This window comes from Enterococcus sp. AZ088 (assembly GCF_051714845.1).
In the GTDB taxonomy this organism is placed as follows: Bacteria; Bacillota; Bacilli; order Lactobacillales; family Enterococcaceae; genus Enterococcus; species Enterococcus faecalis.
In genome coordinates this window covers 2,160,099-2,176,161 of record NZ_JBIOSQ010000001.1, presented here as the reverse complement: position 1 = coordinate 2,176,161, position 16,063 = coordinate 2,160,099, and the positions used below count along the sequence as shown (strand labels likewise).

14 protein-coding genes are annotated in these 16,063 nt (G+C 34.8%); 10 read left to right on the top strand and 4 right to left on the bottom strand.

The features are described 5' to 3' along the window. Positions 1–88: 88 nt before the first annotated feature. Complete coding sequence (locus tag IGL17_RS10450; RefSeq protein WP_002356474.1) at positions 89–802, bottom strand: HAD family hydrolase; 714 nt, start codon at positions 800–802, stop codon at positions 89–91. Between the two features lie 327 nt (positions 803–1,129). On the opposite strand from IGL17_RS10450, the gene IGL17_RS10445 reads away from it, so the two are divergent. After that, positions 1,130–2,845, top strand: coding sequence for an ABC transporter ATP-binding protein (locus IGL17_RS10445; protein WP_002394119.1), 1,716 nt, complete (start codon positions 1,130–1,132; stop codon positions 2,843–2,845). Positions 2,846–2,887: 42 nt separating this feature from the next. Here the strand turns inward: IGL17_RS10445 and trpS are convergent, their stop codons facing one another. Continuing rightward, positions 2,888–3,898 (bottom strand): tryptophan--tRNA ligase, encoded by a 1,011-nt coding sequence (gene trpS, locus IGL17_RS10440; protein ID WP_002359559.1) that lies wholly within the window; start codon positions 3,896–3,898, stop codon positions 2,888–2,890. Between the two features lie 359 nt (positions 3,899–4,257). Between trpS and spxA the strand changes: the two genes are divergently transcribed. The 6 genes from spxA (at position 4,258) to IGL17_RS10410 (ending at position 11,593) form a co-directional block, all read left to right on the top strand. Beyond that, positions 4,258–4,656 carry a transcriptional regulator SpxA gene (spxA, locus tag IGL17_RS10435; RefSeq protein WP_002356477.1) on the top strand — a complete coding sequence of 133 codons (399 nt, stop codon included), beginning with the start codon at positions 4,258–4,260 and terminating at the stop codon, positions 4,654–4,656. Between the two features lie 342 nt (positions 4,657–4,998). Then, a complete protein-coding gene (locus IGL17_RS10430) occupies positions 4,999–5,661 on the top strand; it encodes an adaptor protein MecA (RefSeq protein WP_010707211.1) in 663 nt (220 codons plus the stop codon). A gap of 88 nt (positions 5,662–5,749) precedes the next feature. Further along, positions 5,750–6,928 (top strand): competence protein CoiA, encoded by a 1,179-nt coding sequence (locus IGL17_RS10425; protein ID WP_016618070.1) that lies wholly within the window; start codon positions 5,750–5,752, stop codon positions 6,926–6,928. Between the two features lie 47 nt (positions 6,929–6,975). Beyond that, on the top strand, positions 6,976–8,787 hold the full coding sequence (gene pepF / locus IGL17_RS10420) for an oligoendopeptidase F (RefSeq protein ID WP_016618069.1): 1,812 nt from the start codon (positions 6,976–6,978) through the stop codon (positions 8,785–8,787). A 327-nt stretch (positions 8,788–9,114) separates the two neighbouring features. Then, on the top strand, positions 9,115–10,689 hold the full coding sequence (locus IGL17_RS10415; protein ID WP_010707214.1) for a hypothetical protein: 1,575 nt from the start codon (positions 9,115–9,117) through the stop codon (positions 10,687–10,689). After that, a complete protein-coding gene (locus tag IGL17_RS10410; protein WP_002376017.1) occupies positions 10,655–11,593 on the top strand; it encodes a glycosyltransferase family 2 protein in 939 nt (312 codons plus the stop codon). Before IGL17_RS10415 ends, IGL17_RS10410 begins: the two co-directional genes overlap by 35 nt. Before the next feature lie 576 nt (positions 11,594–12,169). Here IGL17_RS10410 and IGL17_RS10405 read toward each other — a convergent pair. Together IGL17_RS10405 and IGL17_RS10400 are read right to left on the bottom strand one after the other, a co-directional pair. Next, positions 12,170–12,823, bottom strand: coding sequence for a ClpXP adapter SpxH family protein (locus IGL17_RS10405; RefSeq protein WP_016618429.1), 654 nt, complete (start codon positions 12,821–12,823; stop codon positions 12,170–12,172). A 63-nt stretch (positions 12,824–12,886) separates the two neighbouring features. Next, positions 12,887–13,465 carry a CYTH domain-containing protein gene (locus IGL17_RS10400; RefSeq protein WP_016618428.1) on the bottom strand — a complete coding sequence of 193 codons (579 nt, stop codon included), beginning with the start codon at positions 13,463–13,465 and terminating at the stop codon, positions 12,887–12,889. Between the two features lie 196 nt (positions 13,466–13,661). Between IGL17_RS10400 and IGL17_RS10395 the strand changes: the two genes are divergently transcribed. Genes IGL17_RS10395 through IGL17_RS10385 form a run of 3 tightly spaced genes read left to right on the top strand, consistent with a single transcriptional unit; the run spans position 13,662 to position 16,047 of the window. Further along, the gene (locus IGL17_RS10395) at positions 13,662–14,336 is read left to right on the top strand and encodes a GTP pyrophosphokinase (RefSeq protein WP_002356484.1); all 675 of its coding nucleotides are present in this window, start codon (positions 13,662–13,664) and stop codon (positions 14,334–14,336) included. Positions 14,337–14,348: 12 nt separating this feature from the next. Further along, positions 14,349–15,146 (top strand): NAD kinase, encoded by a 798-nt coding sequence (locus IGL17_RS10390; protein WP_002356486.1) that lies wholly within the window; start codon positions 14,349–14,351, stop codon positions 15,144–15,146. A 7-nt stretch (positions 15,147–15,153) separates the two neighbouring features. Continuing rightward, positions 15,154–16,047 carry an RluA family pseudouridine synthase gene (locus tag IGL17_RS10385; RefSeq protein WP_002408710.1) on the top strand — a complete coding sequence of 298 codons (894 nt, stop codon included), beginning with the start codon at positions 15,154–15,156 and terminating at the stop codon, positions 16,045–16,047. Positions 16,048–16,063: the final 16 nt, after the last annotated feature.

Below are 16,063 nucleotides of genomic sequence, written 5' to 3'. Positions count from 1 at the left end.
ATTCATTTTAACGTGAATTCAACAAGAGGTGCTTTTTTATTTTGTCTCAGTTTATTGGGTCAGTTCAATTTGAAGAGCGGCTTTTTTTTTAAAGATTAAATAATTTCTCCACAGTCGGACAAAGTTCGGTGAAACAAGTGACTTCTGCAAGGTGTGATGCAGGTTGGCAACTTGGTAGTTCACGAGAGCGGTGGTTAAACCAAAGAGAATGCCAGCCACCATTACGTGCGCCTACAATATCATTGTCATAACTATCACCAACATATAAAGTATGTTCAGGTTCCATACAAAATTGATTACAGGCTAAATCAAAAATTTCCTTTTCAGGTTTTTGAAAACCCGTACTTTGAGAAATAATGATATTTTGGCTTGGAACCCATTTTTCAAGATTCAATTGTTTAACTTTTTTAAATTGATGGTCTGTTGGACCATTTGTAATAATCCCCATCGGAATTTCCTTTTCTTGTAAAGTATCAAGAAGCTTAGTAACTTCTGGATGCATCGTAATATTATCCAATTCTTCTTCATAAACTTGTTGGAAAATTTTTCCTTCTTCTTGTGAAATTCCTGGATAGTTTAGATCCTTTAATGTTTCATTCATCCGGAAAAACCGCATGAAATCTAGGGACCATTCATTGGCTAAAACTTTCGGAAACGTTTCATCGCTGTGGTGTCTAAAACGAAGATACAATTCATGCATATCCTCTGTCGCAACGTTCGGGAAAATTTTAGTCATCGCATTTCGAAAGGGTTGTTGCTGATCGTACAGCGTGTCATCAACATCAAAAACAATGGTTCTCATTTAACAAGTGCACCTCTTAACTTTTTTACAAAACTTTTCATATGTTATATTGTAGCCGATATTTTCACAAATAAATAGAGTATTTTTCACTGTATTTCAAGGTTTTGTACAGAAATCAAAGCCTTGCGGGAAAAGACAATTATAGTTATTTTTACCGAAAAAATGGAAACGATAAATGAAAAAATATTCTGATAATGAAAAGTTTGTGAAAATGATTTTGAGTCAAAGTTACTTAAATAACACGTGTTCTGATAGAAGTTAGAATTTTGCAAGAGACAGTCTTTTTCCGTATAATGAATGAGAATGAAGGGGGAGAGTTAGGGAGTTATGTTAAAGCGTTTTTTTGGGTATTATCGACCTTATCGTCGATTATTTATTTTGGATTTTGGGTGTGCCGTTTTTGCGGGGCTGTTAGAGTTGGCTTTTCCAGTAGCAGTCAACCAAGTAATTGATAAGATTATGCCAAAAGGAGATTTTCGCCTCATTGCATTAGCTAGTGCGGGCTTATTTGCATTTTATATAATCAATACGTTTTTACAATTTATTGTGGTTTATTTTGGTCATATGTTAGGCGTGAATATTGAAACAGATATGCGTGAAGAATTATATCAACATCTGCAAACACAACCGTTTGAGTATTATGATAATCAAAAAACAGGGAAATTAATGAGCCGTTTGACCACTGATCTTTTTGAAATTTCGGAAGTGGCGCATCATGGTCCAGAAGACGTCTTTATTACGATTATGACGTTAGCAGGTTCTTTTTTATTAATGTTAACCATTCACGTGAAATTAGCCATCGCTACGTTTATTTTATTGCCATTTATCACGATTGCGCTAGGCTATTTTAATAAAAAAATGACAAAAGCGAATACGGATATTTACGATAATTTAGGTGAATTTAATGCTGGGATTGAAGCGTCAGTAAGTGGGATACGTGTCACGCAATCTTTTGCAAATGAACCATTTGAACGAAAACAGTTTAATTATTTAAATCAAATGTATCGAAAATCGAAATTATATTTTTATAAGGTGATGGGTGTCAGTTCCGCCTATAATTACTTATTAATTCGTCTGATAAATTTATTTTCATTAATTTTTGGTGCGTATTATACAATTAAAGGAGAAATTACAGAAGGTCAGTTTGTAGGATTTATTTTATTAGCCAATATTTTTATTCGGCCGATTGAAAAAGTCAACAATATGATTGAAAGTTATCCCAAAGGATTTGCTGGTTTTAAACGTTTTACGGAAGAAATGGACAAACAACCGTCCATCAAAGATTTGCCAGGAGCTGTTGCTGTTTCGCATTTAGAAGGAACGATTGCCTATAAAGATGTTTCATTTGCTTATGAAGATGGCACAAAAGTTTTAGACCATATCAATTTAAAAATTCAACCTGGTGAAACCGTTGCTTTCGTTGGCCAAAGTGGTTCAGGAAAAACGACCTTGTGCAATCTGTTGCCTCGTTTTTATGAAGTCAGTAGTGGTGAAATTACGATTGACGGTAGAAATATCCAGCAAATGACCTTGGCTTCATTACGTAAGCAAATTGGAATTGTTCAACAAGATGTGTTTTTATTCCCTGGAACATTACGAGAAAATATTGCTTATGGGAATTTAAATGCTACAGAAATAGACATTCAACAAGCGGTGAAATTAGCACATTTAGAACATGTAATTCAGCTAATGCCAGATGGCTTGGACACAATTATTGGCGAACGTGGCGTGAAATTATCGGGCGGTCAAAAGCAGCGAGTGGCAATTGCGCGAATGTTCTTGAAGAACCCGCCGATTTTAATTCTAGATGAAGCGACTTCTGCATTAGATACAGAAACAGAGCAAGTGATTCAAGAGTCATTAAACTCGTTAGCTGACGGGCGAACAACATTAATTATTGCCCACAGACTGGCAACGATTAAACATGCTGATCGAATAATCGTAGTGAGTGACCAAGGAATTTTAGAAGATGGAACACATGAAACTTTGTACGCGCAAAGAGGCCACTATCGTCGCTTGTACGATGCTCAATTTAGAACATAAAAAACCCGCGAATAAAACTTCGCAGGTTTTTATTATGTTTAGTTAGCGCCGAACTTTTCTTCCCAAACCAACAGCATTTTTCATTCGTTGAAGTGTTTTGTTGGCTACCTGGCGAGCGTTTTCTGCACCCTCATCTAAAATCATATCTAATTCTTCTGAAGCTAGAAGCTCTTGGTAGCGCACTTGAATAGGTTCTAATAAGGCAACTACTGCTTCTGCTAAATCTGCTTTGAAGTCTCCATAGCCTTTGCCTTCGTATGCTTGAACAAGTTCCTCAACAGTTTGACCTGTCGCAGCAGAATAAATATTTAGTAAGTTAGTAATACCAGGCTTTTCTTCTTTATTATATTCAATTACACCAGTTGAATCAGTTACAGCAGAGCGGATTTTTTTGCGAATCACTGCTGGCTCATCAAGCATTGAAATAAAGCCCTTCACATTTGTATCAGACTTACTCATCTTTTTCGTTGGTTCCTGTAAGCTCATAATTCGACTACCTTGCTCAGCGATTTTTACTTCAGGCATCGTTAAAATTTCTTGATTTTTTTGGGCATAACGTTTATTGAAGCGTTCCACAAAATCACGTGTTAATTCTAAATGTTGTTTTTGATCATCTCCGACTGGCACTAAGTCAGCGTTGTACAACACGATATCACCAACCATTAATGGAGGGTATGTTAAAAGACCAGCGCTTACGCCAGCACGACCATTTTTTTGCGATTTATCTTTAAATTGTGTCATTCGCTCTAACTCACCAATAGAAGTATTGCACTGAATGATCCAACCAGCTTCTGCATGCGCACTCACTTCAGACTGTATGAAAATTGTTGCTTTTTGTGGGTCTAAACCAACCGCTAGGTAAAGAGCTGCTAAACTACGAATTTGTTGGCGTAGCTTTTGCGGTTCTTGGGGAACGGTAATGGCATGTTCATCCACAATACAAAAATAACAATTGTATTCATTTTGTAATTCGATAAATTGTTTCATTGCACCAATGTAATTTCCGATTGTCGGAGTACCACTGGGCTGAATACCAGAAAAAATTGTTTTCATTAAATAACCACCTGACTTTAGACTTAAGATAGTGAATAGTTCTATTATACATTTTATTAGAAAAAAATACATGGGAACTTCTTGAAAAATCACCAAGAGAAGTAAATTATAACAGCAACCATAAAAATAGAAAACTGTATTACTTTTTTACAGAATCATAACGAATATCCATAAAATTTCATAAAAATTAACCCTAATTTTACACGGATGTAATGAAGGAAAAATAAACAAAGTTAATAAAAAATGTTTAAAAACCCCTAGTATTTTTATTAGAAATTAGGTATACTGGTTTTAAATAGAGGAACAGTACAGTTCCCTGTTTCAGAAACGCGATGATTCGCGAAAAGGAGTGATGCACAATGTTGACACTTTATACTTCCCCAAGTTGCACGTCATGTCGTAAGGCTAGAGCCTGGTTGCAAGAGCACGAAATTCCTTTTAAAGAAAGAAATATTTTTTCTGAACCTTTAAATATTGAGGAATTAAAAGCAATTTTAATCATGACAGAAGATGGAACAGAAGAGATTATCTCTACTCGCTCTAAAGTTTTCCAAAAATTAAATATGGATTTGGACGAGCTTCCACTTCAAGATTTATTAGAGTTGGTTCAAGAAAACCCTGGATTGTTGCGTCGGCCAATTATGATTGATGAGAAAAGATTACAAGTCGGTTTTAACGAAGATGAAATTCGCCGATTCTTACCAAGAGATGTTCGACAACTGGAATTGCGCCAAGCACAATTAATGGCAGGTTTATAAAAAATATAAAATTTTGTTCTTTATTTGTTAATTGTAATAAAGAACGATTCATATGAATTTAGGGCCAGGGATTTTTATCTCTGGCTTTTTAATACATATTTAGAACTTGTATTCATTTGATTTAGCAGAACGTGGTCAAGGAAAAATAGTATCTTTTTTGGAGAGACTGCGTTAAGATGAAGAGGTAGAAGGAGCGAAAAACCAATCGTTAAAAAAGTTCAAAGTTTATAAAACGTTCGCTAGTTTTCGAGGATTTATAGACTTTCCACTTTACTTTTGTGTAGTTTTCGCTACAATGAACGTAAGAAGTTTCCTGATTGAAGCAAAGAGAGGTGTAGCGCTATGGAAATGGAACATATTAATGAAAATACGATTCGTGTGTTAATTGGCAACGAAGACCTGGCGGATAGAGGGATTACTTTTCTTGACTTACTAGGAAACCACAAAGATGTTGAAAATTTCTTTTATAGTATTTTAGAAGAAGTTGATGTCGAAGATGAATTCCAAGGTAGTGAAGCAGTCACTTTCCAAGTCTTGCCTAAAAATGATGGTTTAGAACTGTTTATTAGTAAAAATGTCGCTATGGACGACTTGTCTTCCTTAGAAGGTCTGAGCGAAGTCAATGCAGATGTTAGCGAATTAATTCGCAAACAAATTGAAGCAGACAAGGCAGCCGCCGATGAACTTGATGAGATGGAAACCACAGATGAAACAAACAGAAATGTAATCTTTGAATTAGATAATTTTGAAGCGATGATCCAATTATCCAAAGAAGTCTTCATGCAATCTGTTTTGACTAACTTATACACGTACAACGATCGTTATTACTTACAAGTTTTGTTCTTAACCGATGAATTAGAAAAGACAAATGTTGACAATGAAATTGCACAGATTTTAGAATTTGCTCATAAAACAACTGTCACTCAGGATACTTTAGTCGAATATGGCACTTGTATTATGGAACGCAGTGCGTTGGAATTAACACGTTATTACTTTAATGATTAAGCAAAAAAGCAAAAACTTTCGAGTTTTTGCTTTTTTTTTGATGAAAATTAAGAAACTTTGCGTAGTTTATTTATGAGAGGTGAAAATCATGTTAACAGCTTTAACGGCAGACAACCAAGAATTATTTTCTTTAATCGATTGCTCGATTGATGAATTAACACAGATACGAAGCGAACAAGCTTTTGTGTGTCCAATGTGTCATCAATCGGTCATTTTGAAGGCAGGCCCCATTAAAATACCCCATTTTGCTCATCGTAAAAAGAATAGTTGTTGGTACGAAGCAGAAGCTGAAACAGAAGAACACCTCCGCTTGAAGCAGCTTTTTGCGGAAAAGTGTTTACGCGAAAAGCTGTCCTTTCAAGTTGAGGCATACTTACCCGCCTTGAAGCAACGCCCAGATTTACTCATTGGGAAGATAGCCATTGAAATTCAATGTAGTCCATTGCCAATTAAACGTTTGGTGGAACGGACGGAGACTTATCAAACTCATGGCTATCAAGTTGTTTGGATTTTAGGTGAACGATTAGTGCCTAAAGACAAGCTCACGCAATTAACGAAACAATTTCTTTACTTTTCGGAGTCCTTGGGGTTTTATTTATGGACGGCCAATAAGAAACAAGAACGAATAGAGTTACTTTGTCATATTGAAGAGAGTCAATGTCAACAATTTTATAGAAGAAAACAATCATGGGATTTTTACGAAAAAAAATTACTAGAAATCATCCAACTACCGACTGCTAATTTAAATTTACTGCCAGGTAGACGGCATACTGGTCAATTGATGCATGATTATTATCAAAAATTGACGCAACAACTTGGTTACAGAAATGCTCAGTTGCTTAGAACACAAAGCTTTTTATACACGAAAGGTTGTCACCTTCTCCAGTTACCTCCTTGGTTTTACTATCCTGGATTGAAGCTATTACCTTCTTCTGAAGAAGATATTCATTTAAAAATGCTTGTTTGGGAAGCACTAAAAACCAAAGAAGGGCGTTTAGTGACCAAACAGGAACTATGGCGTATCTTGGAAGCTAGTTTTTTGGAAGAAGGGAACTTTATTTGGCAACCACTGCCGAATATTGGCTTAAAAAAGCTTTTTAAAATCGTGGGGAATAGCTTATTGATCTGGTTACAAGAATGTTATGTGTTAATTAAAGTAAACAATAAGTACCTAATAACTAGTATTTTCCTAAGAGAAGATCCTGAAAAGCTCGTTCATTGGCTAAAAAAAGTGAAAAAACAACATTTTTTTAGTCACACGTGTTAAATTATGATAGTATAATGAGTAAAACGTTTCTTAAAGGAGAGTAAACTATGAGCGAAATTAAACAATTACCAACACGTGATGAAGTTCCAACTCCATTAACTTGGGATTTAACCAAAATTTTTAAAGATGATGCTGCTTTTGATGTTGCGTATAATCAGTTGACAGAGGAGCTAAATCAAGCAGAAACATTTAAAGGTACCTTAGGGAATGGTGCAGAAGCTTTTCTAGCTGCGTTAGAATACGTTTTAGATGTCTATCGAAAAGTGGAAATATTATATGTCTATTCTCATTTAAAAAATGATCAAGACACTACAAATACAGCTTACCAAGCTTTATATGCCAGAGCTAGTTCTTTATATGCACAAGTTAGTGAAGCTGTTTCTTGGTTTGATCCAGAGGTTTTAACATTAAGTGATGAACAAATCTGGGGATATTTTGAAGAGCAGCCCAAATTAGCTGTTTATCGTCACTATATTCAAAATATTTTAGATGAACGTCCCCATGTTTTATCGATGGAACAAGAAGCTTTACTGGCGGGGGCTAGTGAAATTTTTGGTGCCTCAAGTAATACATTTTCAATTTTAAATAATGCAGACTTAGAATTTCCAACTGTGCAAAATGCTGAAGGCGAAACGATTCAACTTTCTCATGGCGTTTATGGTCAGTTAATGGAAAGTGTCGATCCATCTGTTCGTGAAGCAGCATTTAAAGGGTTGTACAAAGTGTACAAACAATTTAGAAATACATTAGCCTCAACTTTAGGTGCACATGTTAAAACGCATAATTATAAAGCAAAAATTAGAAATTATGATTCTGCTCGGGCAGCCTCTTTAGCAAGTAATCATATCCCTGAAAGTGTTCACGAAACATTAGTAGCTGTAGTAAATAAACATTTACCTTTGCTACATCGTTATGTAAAATTAAGAAAAAAATTATTAAACGTAGAAGAATTACACATGTACGACTTGTATGCGCCTTTGCTAGGTGAAGCACCAATTCGTTACAGCTATGAAGAAGCAAAAGAAAAAGCAATTGAGGCTTTAAAACCACTAGGTGAAGACTATTTATCTATTGTTAAAGAAGCTTTTTCAAGTCGTTGGATTGATGTGATTGAAAATCAAGGAAAACGAAGTGGCGCATATTCTTCAGGAGCTTATGATACAGCCCCATACATTTTAATGAATTGGCATGATAGTTTGGATCAACTATTTACATTAGTTCATGAGATGGGCCATAGTGTTCATAGTTACTATACAAGAAATAATCAGCCGTATGTTTATGGCGACTATTCAATTTTCTTAGCTGAGATTGCTTCAACCACAAATGAAAATATTTTAACAGAATATTTATTACAAACAGAAACAGATCCTAAAGTACGTGCGTATGTCTTAAATCACTATTTAGACGGCTTTAAGGGAACCATTTTCCGTCAAACGCAATTTGCGGAATTTGAACATTTTATTCACACGGAAGATGCTAAAGGCACGCCATTAACAAGTGAATATTTGAGTGAGTATTATGGCGAGCTCAATGCTAAATATTATGGACCAGAAGTAGTTAGAGACGAAGAAATCAGTTACGAATGGGCGAGAATTCCACATTTTTATTACAATTACTATGTTTATCAATATGCAACTGGCTTCTCAGCCGCTTCGGCATTGTCTAAACATATTTTAGCTGGAGAAGAGGGAGCTTTAGAGAACTATCTTAACTACTTGAAAGCAGGAAGTAGTGACTTCCCAATTGAAGTGATGAAAAAAGCGGGCGTGGATATGACACAAGCCGCGTATATCGAAGATGCAATGAAAGTTTTTGAAGAACGTTTAACGGAATTAGAAGCTTTGGTTGAAAAATTATAACAAGGATTAGAAACTAAAGTTTAAGTTAAGAAATGTTAGAAACTTGATAAGTGAATAGAGATTCTATCTTTGTTTTATCAAAATGAAATGCTTCTGTTTCAACTATCAAATAAAGTGTTAAATTCTATTGTCTGTATTTTATGAGAAGATTATTAAATAAAAAGCGTTCTAAAATAATTAATTTTTTATAAGTTTAAATTTACCCATATTAAATTTTTTTGCAAAATAAATATGATATAATTAACAGACAGCTGAGATTTTATATTTTAAGCTGTCTGTTTTTGCTTATGTTAAAATATACAGTAATTTTTTTGGAAGGAAGAAGAGATGAATATTAAGAATTTTCTATACAAGTCTATTAACTTTATTTTTACTTTAGCAATCTTAATTACACTTTTTGGAGTTATACGACATCCGTATTTCAATATAGCAAACTTAAAGGGTGCATCACTTGTTTTAGGATTAGCATTAGTTTGTTTTATTGTCTGTATTATCATATCAAGTAATGTTAGAAATTATTTTTTATTTTTTTTGAAACAAATTAAGGATTATATTAGAAAGAATATAAAAGTTATTACAATTTTAATTGTTGCGATTACTATATTATTACAATTCATTCTTGTGAGTACTATATCAGCTCCCATTGGTTGGGATGTCAAAGTGATATTTTTGGGAGTAACAAAAAATCAACCTATGGATGCGTATCTTTCGAGATATCCTAATAATGCATTTTTCTTTTTTGTGATGTTAGGAATAACAAAAATAGCTAATATTTTTGTAGATGGTATAGGTAATACGTGGCTATTTTGGCAATTATGTAGTACGGTGTTTATTGATTTAGGATTCTTTTTCTTATATACCGCTACCAAACGGTTATTTTCTCATATGATTGCTTATTTAGTATTTTATTTGTCGATTCTTAGTTTAGCGTTATCTCCGTTAATTATTGTTCCGTACACAGATATAGGAGCATTCACAATTGTGTCTTTTAGTATGTTTTTGTATTCGTTTATTAACACAAAAAAACAAAATAGCTTACTTTTTAGTATGATGTTAGGCATTTGTTGTGCAATATTATATCTAATTAAGCCATCTGCAATCATATTTATCATTGCTTGGAGTATTGTTAAATTTATTGATTGTTTACAGAAGAAAATACAACCAATAAATTTAGCGAAGGTATTGAATATTCTTATTGCTTTTATTTTTATGTTTGGTACAATCAGTAGTTTCTCTATTTATAGAAGTACACAAACAACGATTGAATTCAATAAAAATGAACAGTATCCAATGACTCATTGGATGATGATGGGATTAAAAGGCAACGGAGGATATAACTTATCCGATTCTAATGCGACTAGTAGTCAAAAAAAATATCAGGATAAAAAGGACTACAATATTAAAGTCATAAAAAAAAGACTAAAAGATTATGGACCGATAGGATATACAAAGTTTTTATTGAATAAGCAATATTATAATACAGCCGCTGGAGATTTTGATTGGAAAGATTATGGACCACGACCTATGGAACTCGACCGCGATTCTAATAGATCAAGGTTTAAAATATTTTTACAAGACAATTATTTTCAAGTAGGTAAATGGACGTCATTCATGAAACTTTATATGCAGATTATGTGGCTAATAACCATAATAGGTATGTTTATTACTGGATGTTCATTTAATATGAAAAAAATAGATGAAAAAGAATTAATCATAAAGCTTACTATTATTGGAGCTATGATGTTTCTACTATTATTTGAAGGTGGTCGTTCACGCTATTTAATTCAATTTTTACCATTTTTCTATTTACTTTCAGCAATTGGATGGGAAAGTGTGTTAACAGCAACTAATAGGAGGAAAAAAGAAAATGTCAAAACTTTTTATAGTAGTACCATGTTATAATGAAGAGGAAGTACTACCTATTTCCAGCAAGGTATTGTTGGATTTTTTAAAACGAATGATTGCTAAGAATAAAGTAAGTACAGAAAGTTCCATTTTGTTTGTGGATGATGGTAGTAAAGATAAAACATGGGCTATTATTAAAAGACTATCTGAACAAGAAGAACATTTTAAAGGTCTTAAATTTAGTCGCAACTTTGGTCACCAAAATGCACTTTTAGCTGGTATGACGACAGCGGTTCAATTTGCAGATATGATTGTTACGATTGATGCAGATTTACAAGATGATGTCGAGGCAATTGAGGGAATGATTGATGCTTATCATGATGGAAACGATGTTGTTTATGGCGTTCGTAGTAACCGTGATACAGATACCGCGTTCAAAAGAAAAACTGCAGAAATGTTTTATTCATTTATGAATAAACTAGGTGTGAATACCGTACCAAACCATGCAGATTTTCGTTTGATGAGCAATCGAGCGACTAAGGTATTACTAACTTTTAAAGAAGAAAACTTATTTTTAAGAGGGATGGTTCCATTAGTTGGATTTCCTAGTACAAAAGTTTATTATTCAAGAAATATTCGAGTAGCTGGTGAGTCAAAATATCCGCTAAAAAAAATGCTTAATTTTGCTATGGAAGGCATTACTTCCTTTTCAATTGTACCAATAAAAATGGTTAGAAACATAGGGTTTATTACTTTATTAATTGGTATCTTTTATATGATTTATAGTTTAATACAACATTTTACAGGAAATGTTGAAGCTGGTTGGTCTTCTCTTATCATCAGTATCTGGTTTTTAGGGGGAATTCAATTAATCAGTCTGTCTATTGTGGGCGAATATATTGGTAAAATTTATTCCGAAGTTAAGGGGCGACCACGTTTTATTATTGAAGAAGAAGTCTAAATTAAAAAATAGAATTTTTTAGTAAAATACAAAATTGAGCTCGAATACCGGCTGGAGAAATCTGGCCGGTATTTTTATGAAATGAACCGTTTACAGTATTGAACACTGAACCGAAGTTTCGTTTTGCTTCGCTGATAATTAGAGGAAATCAATTTATTAATTTCTTTTGTCAAGAATCGCTTTTATATTCGAGTGTTTAGCAATATGGAAAGGACAAAACTTCATCATTAAACAAATCAAGAAAAGGATTCAGCTAGAGCATCATTCTTAATTAGGATGTTCCGTTTTGATTATGTTTCGAATGCTTAAATTCAGGTGTATCCGTTGGTAGTTTTTGATGAAGGACCTTAAAATTAAATTTTTCTACTATTTTGACTCATTCTTGTACAGTGGAATATGAAGAGATATTAAATTGCTTTGTCCAGTGTTTGATAGCATCTTTTCTCCATTTTGATAAGCTTTTACTACTTTGTTCTTGAATGAATAATCATATTTTGCTAGTTTAAATACGCCTCCAAAGTTAGATTTTTGTTCTAATTTTGGAGGCGTAATATACAGCTATATGGTCCTTCTTTTTTATAATAAATGTAAATTTGGAAAATGATAATTGGAGCGACGTTTAAATTCAAAGGTTGCGTCATCTTGGCTCAGCAACGGTTCGTTATGTGGATGGACACGACAAAGTTGTTTAATTTCATCCATGTTTTCAAAATTTTCGACTAAAATGCCGAAATCGTTCTCGCAAGTATAGTTGTAAACGACTGCGGTAGGATGTTGTTTAATCCCCATTTCTCGAGCAACTTTTTGGTCGGTTTGGAAAGATTCTTTGACAAAATCGGATTGTCGGTCTTTACGATACATATCAATATCCCCGCCGGCCGCTAGAAGTAGTTCTTCTGATAACTCAGGAGAGTAAGCTAGACCGTCTTCAGCTACTGCTTTTTGTAAGCCAATCAACAATTGTCGGCCTTTTTTTCGGCCTTGTAACTGTGCTGCTTTATAGTCAAGAGCGGCTGAGTATAAATCTTCAAAAATTCGATTCCGTCGTTTAATGTCATTAATCGGAATATGTTGACGACTCAAAAATTCATTGATCGTTTTCATGTTTAATAAAGGAATAAAGCGCAATTGTATTTTCTTCTTGTCGTTAACAGACAATTGTATAATTTCTTTTTCAATTTCTAAACAGACGCCGCCTAAAGGATTGACGAACAAATAAATTTCAACCATTCATACTTCCTCCAATGCCATGCTTTTTCAAATACAGGTGCCAGAACGTCAGTGCTTCGAATACTAAGGGGCAGTGGTCCGCATCATGCGTTGAATCTTGTTAGGTGCAAGCGTAATGGGAATGTTCAAATCAGCCATTAATGTTTGAAACGCTTGCTTGCCGCTTTTAGCTTCAGTAACTTCTAACTCTAATTCAAAATCGTGCTGTTGGTTATACCAACTTTCGTCTAACGCAAGTAGTCCTTGAGGAATTTGTTTTTCTGCACGTGCTGTTTTTAATGAACCAATTAAATGGATCGAGGCGATTTCAATCCCTAATTCTTGTAATTTCTTCGCCACAGCCCCATCAGTAGGGAGGTGATTCCTCTTGATAAAGTGGTTCGCCGTCTCAAGCGATAAAGGGTCATTGATTTCTAATAATCCTTCTGGCGCAGGAACTTTTAAGGTTAACTCACCACGATCTGCTAATACGCGAATTCTTAAGCCCATTCGTTGTGCTTTTAATTGAAAATCGTCCGTATCAAAATAATGATTTGTTTGCGTAAAAAAGTCCGTTTTTTGAATAGCAAAATGGTCGATTAATCGTTTGAAATCTTGTGGACTAACTAATGTTTTAAATTCAATTTCTAAGTGCTCACTCATGGGGTTCTCTCTCTTTCTTAAATCACTCCAATTTTCACATATTATATAGGTTTCCGTCAAGAAAAGTGGTCTTCTCTGTGAAAATTTTTTCTAATGAAAGGCGTTTGGAAATCAAATAGCGAATAACACCCTATTTTAGGGAGGACTGTGGTAAAATAATCAGTGAATGAAATTCAAGGAAATTGAGGGATCTACCATGGAACGAGAGTGGGAGCTGTTTTTAGCGCCATATGAACAGGCGGTCAGCGAATTAAAAGTAAAACTACGAGGTATTCGTAAACAATTTCGGGAGCAAGATAAACACATACCAATTGAATTCGTTACAGGACGTGTGAAACCAGTAGATAGTATTTTGACAAAGACGGCAATTCGGCATATTCCTTTAAATCGGATTGAAGAAGAAATGCAAGACATTGCTGGTTTGCGGATTATGTGCCAATTTGTGGAAGACATTTACCAGGTAGTCGCACTTTTAAGAAATCGTAAAGACTTAAAAATTGTGGAAGAACGGGACTACATTGAAAATAAAAAAGAAAGTGGCTATCGTTCGTACCATGTGGTAGTGGAATATCCTGTGCAATTAGTCACTGGGGAAAAGATTATTTTGGCCGAAATCCAAATTCGGACACTCTCCATGAATTTTTGGGCAACGATTGAACATTCTTTGAATTATAAATATCAAGGTGTCTTTCCTGAAGAAATGAAAGAACGCCTTCAGCGAGCGGCAGAGGCAGCCTATTTATTAGATGAAGAAATGTCATCTATTCGTGAAGAAATTCAAGAAGCACAACATTACTTCTCTCATGGCCGTGGCTTGCTAGAAAACGAATACTATAAGCAAATTAAAAACGAAACACCAGAAAATCAGTAAAGGAGTCTGCTTATGAAAGTGGCGATTGTTCATAACTCGGAAGAAAAATCGAAACAAGTCACAAAACAACTGACAACACTATTAGAGCAAAACCAAATTCAAATAGACAATCGTCAACCTGAACTTGTGATTTCAGTCGGCGGAGATGGTACGCTTCTTTCCGCTTTTCATCGATTTAATCATCTGTTAAACGAAGTAAGCTTCTTAGGTGTACATACCGGACACTTGGGTTTCTATACAGATTGGCGTGATTATGAATTAAAAGAACTAGTTGAAAGTTTGTGTATTCATCGTGAAAAAAGTACGAGTTATCCATTATTAGATGTGCGGATTCGGTTTAGAGATGGGAAACCAGATAAACATTTTTTAGCATTAAATGAATCGACAATTAAACGAGGAAACCGGACGATGGTGGGCGATGTGTTTATTAAAGACGAACTGTTTGAACGATTTCGTGGTGATGGGTTGTCGATTTCGACCCCAACCGGCTCTACTGCGTATAATAAAAGTATTGGTGGAGCTGTTTTGCATCCAAGCATTAATGCGTTTCAGTTAACCGAAATCGCCTCCTTAAACAATCGTGTCTTTCGAACATTGGGGTCACCGATTGTAATCGCACATACGGAGTGGCTGGAGATTAAATTACAGGAAAGTGATGATTATTTTGTCACGGTGGACCAATTAGATATTTATCAAGAAAATATCGCTTCTGTCTGCTATCGAATTGCAGACGAACGGATTCATTTTGCCTCTTATCGGCACATGCATTTTTGGCATCGAGTGAAAGATGCCTTTATTGGTGAGGATTAATTAAACGATGGAATTTCAATGGACATATGACAAAGAAACAACACAACAAGTGAAATATTTTTTAAAGGAACAAGGCGTTTCAAAAGGGTTATTAGCTAAGGTGAAATTTCAGGGTGGTAAAATTCAAGTGAATGGGACCGTTCAAAATGCCATCTATCCTTTACAAACTGGCGATGTCGTTAAAATGACGATTCCAGATGAAGCGGAACATGAGACATTATTAACAGATGATGAACCGATTGAAATTGTGTTTGAAGATGATCATTTTTTAGTAGTTAATAAGCCTGCTGGCATTGCCTCAATACCTGCTCAGTATCATCCTTCAGGAACGATGGCGAATCGTGTTAAGGGCTATTACAAGCGACAAAATTACGTGAATCAAGTCATTCATGTCGTGACTCGTTTAGATCGAGATACTTCTGGGCTGATGTTATTTGCGAAACACGGCTTTGCTCATGCTTTAATTGACCAAGAATTACGAGAAAAAAAGGTGACAAAAATTTATTATGCCCTTGTTGGTGGAGCGATTGAGCAGTTAAACGAGCATCAATTGATTGAAAAGCCAATTGGGCGCGACTTGTCCTCTTTATTAAAACGCCAAGTTATCGAAACAGGTCAATTTGCTAGTACAGAATATTGGCTCGCAAAAAGAGGAGCCAAAGCAGCAGCTGTGCGCATTCAGCTCCATACAGGACGAACACACCAAATTCGGGTACATTTTGAAGCAATTGGCTGTTCATTGTTAGGGGATGAGATGTATCATGGAGAGATGGATCAAGGAATTGAGCGGCAAGCGTTGCATTGTATGGAACTGATTTTTACTCATCCTTTTACCAAAGAAACGGTTCATCTGATTTCCCCACTAGCGGAGGATATGAAAAGTGTAGATGATACGTTATAATAATAAAGAGGCAGGA

What these genes read in the sequence shown, in the direction of transcription:
- IGL17_RS10395 (WP_002356484.1), top strand. Translation starts at nt 13,662, where the DNA reads ATGGAACGAGAGTGGGAGCTGTTTTTAGCGCCATATGAACAGGCGGTC.
- trpS (WP_002359559.1), bottom strand. Translation starts at nt 3,898, where the DNA reads ATGAAAACAATTTTTTCTGGTATTCAGCCCAGTGGTACTCCGACAATC.
- spxA (WP_002356477.1), top strand. Translation starts at nt 4,258, where the DNA reads ATGTTGACACTTTATACTTCCCCAAGTTGCACGTCATGTCGTAAGGCT.
- pepF (WP_016618069.1), top strand. Translation starts at nt 6,976, where the DNA reads ATGAGCGAAATTAAACAATTACCAACACGTGATGAAGTTCCAACTCCA.
- IGL17_RS10405 (WP_016618429.1), bottom strand. Translation starts at nt 12,823, where the DNA reads ATGGTTGAAATTTATTTGTTCGTCAATCCTTTAGGCGGCGTCTGTTTA.
- IGL17_RS10430 (WP_010707211.1), top strand. Translation starts at nt 4,999, where the DNA reads ATGGAAATGGAACATATTAATGAAAATACGATTCGTGTGTTAATTGGC.
- IGL17_RS10390 (WP_002356486.1), top strand. Translation starts at nt 14,349, where the DNA reads ATGAAAGTGGCGATTGTTCATAACTCGGAAGAAAAATCGAAACAAGTC.
- IGL17_RS10445 (WP_002394119.1), top strand. Translation starts at nt 1,130, where the DNA reads ATGTTAAAGCGTTTTTTTGGGTATTATCGACCTTATCGTCGATTATTT.
- IGL17_RS10385 (WP_002408710.1), top strand. Translation starts at nt 15,154, where the DNA reads ATGGAATTTCAATGGACATATGACAAAGAAACAACACAACAAGTGAAA.
- IGL17_RS10425 (WP_016618070.1), top strand. Translation starts at nt 5,750, where the DNA reads ATGTTAACAGCTTTAACGGCAGACAACCAAGAATTATTTTCTTTAATC.
- IGL17_RS10410 (WP_002376017.1), top strand. Translation starts at nt 10,655, where the DNA reads ATGTCAAAACTTTTTATAGTAGTACCATGTTATAATGAAGAGGAAGTA.
- IGL17_RS10450 (WP_002356474.1), bottom strand. Translation starts at nt 802, where the DNA reads ATGAGAACCATTGTTTTTGATGTTGATGACACGCTGTACGATCAGCAA.
- IGL17_RS10400 (WP_016618428.1), bottom strand. Translation starts at nt 13,465, where the DNA reads ATGAGTGAGCACTTAGAAATTGAATTTAAAACATTAGTTAGTCCACAA.
- IGL17_RS10415 (WP_010707214.1), top strand. Translation starts at nt 9,115, where the DNA reads ATGAATATTAAGAATTTTCTATACAAGTCTATTAACTTTATTTTTACT.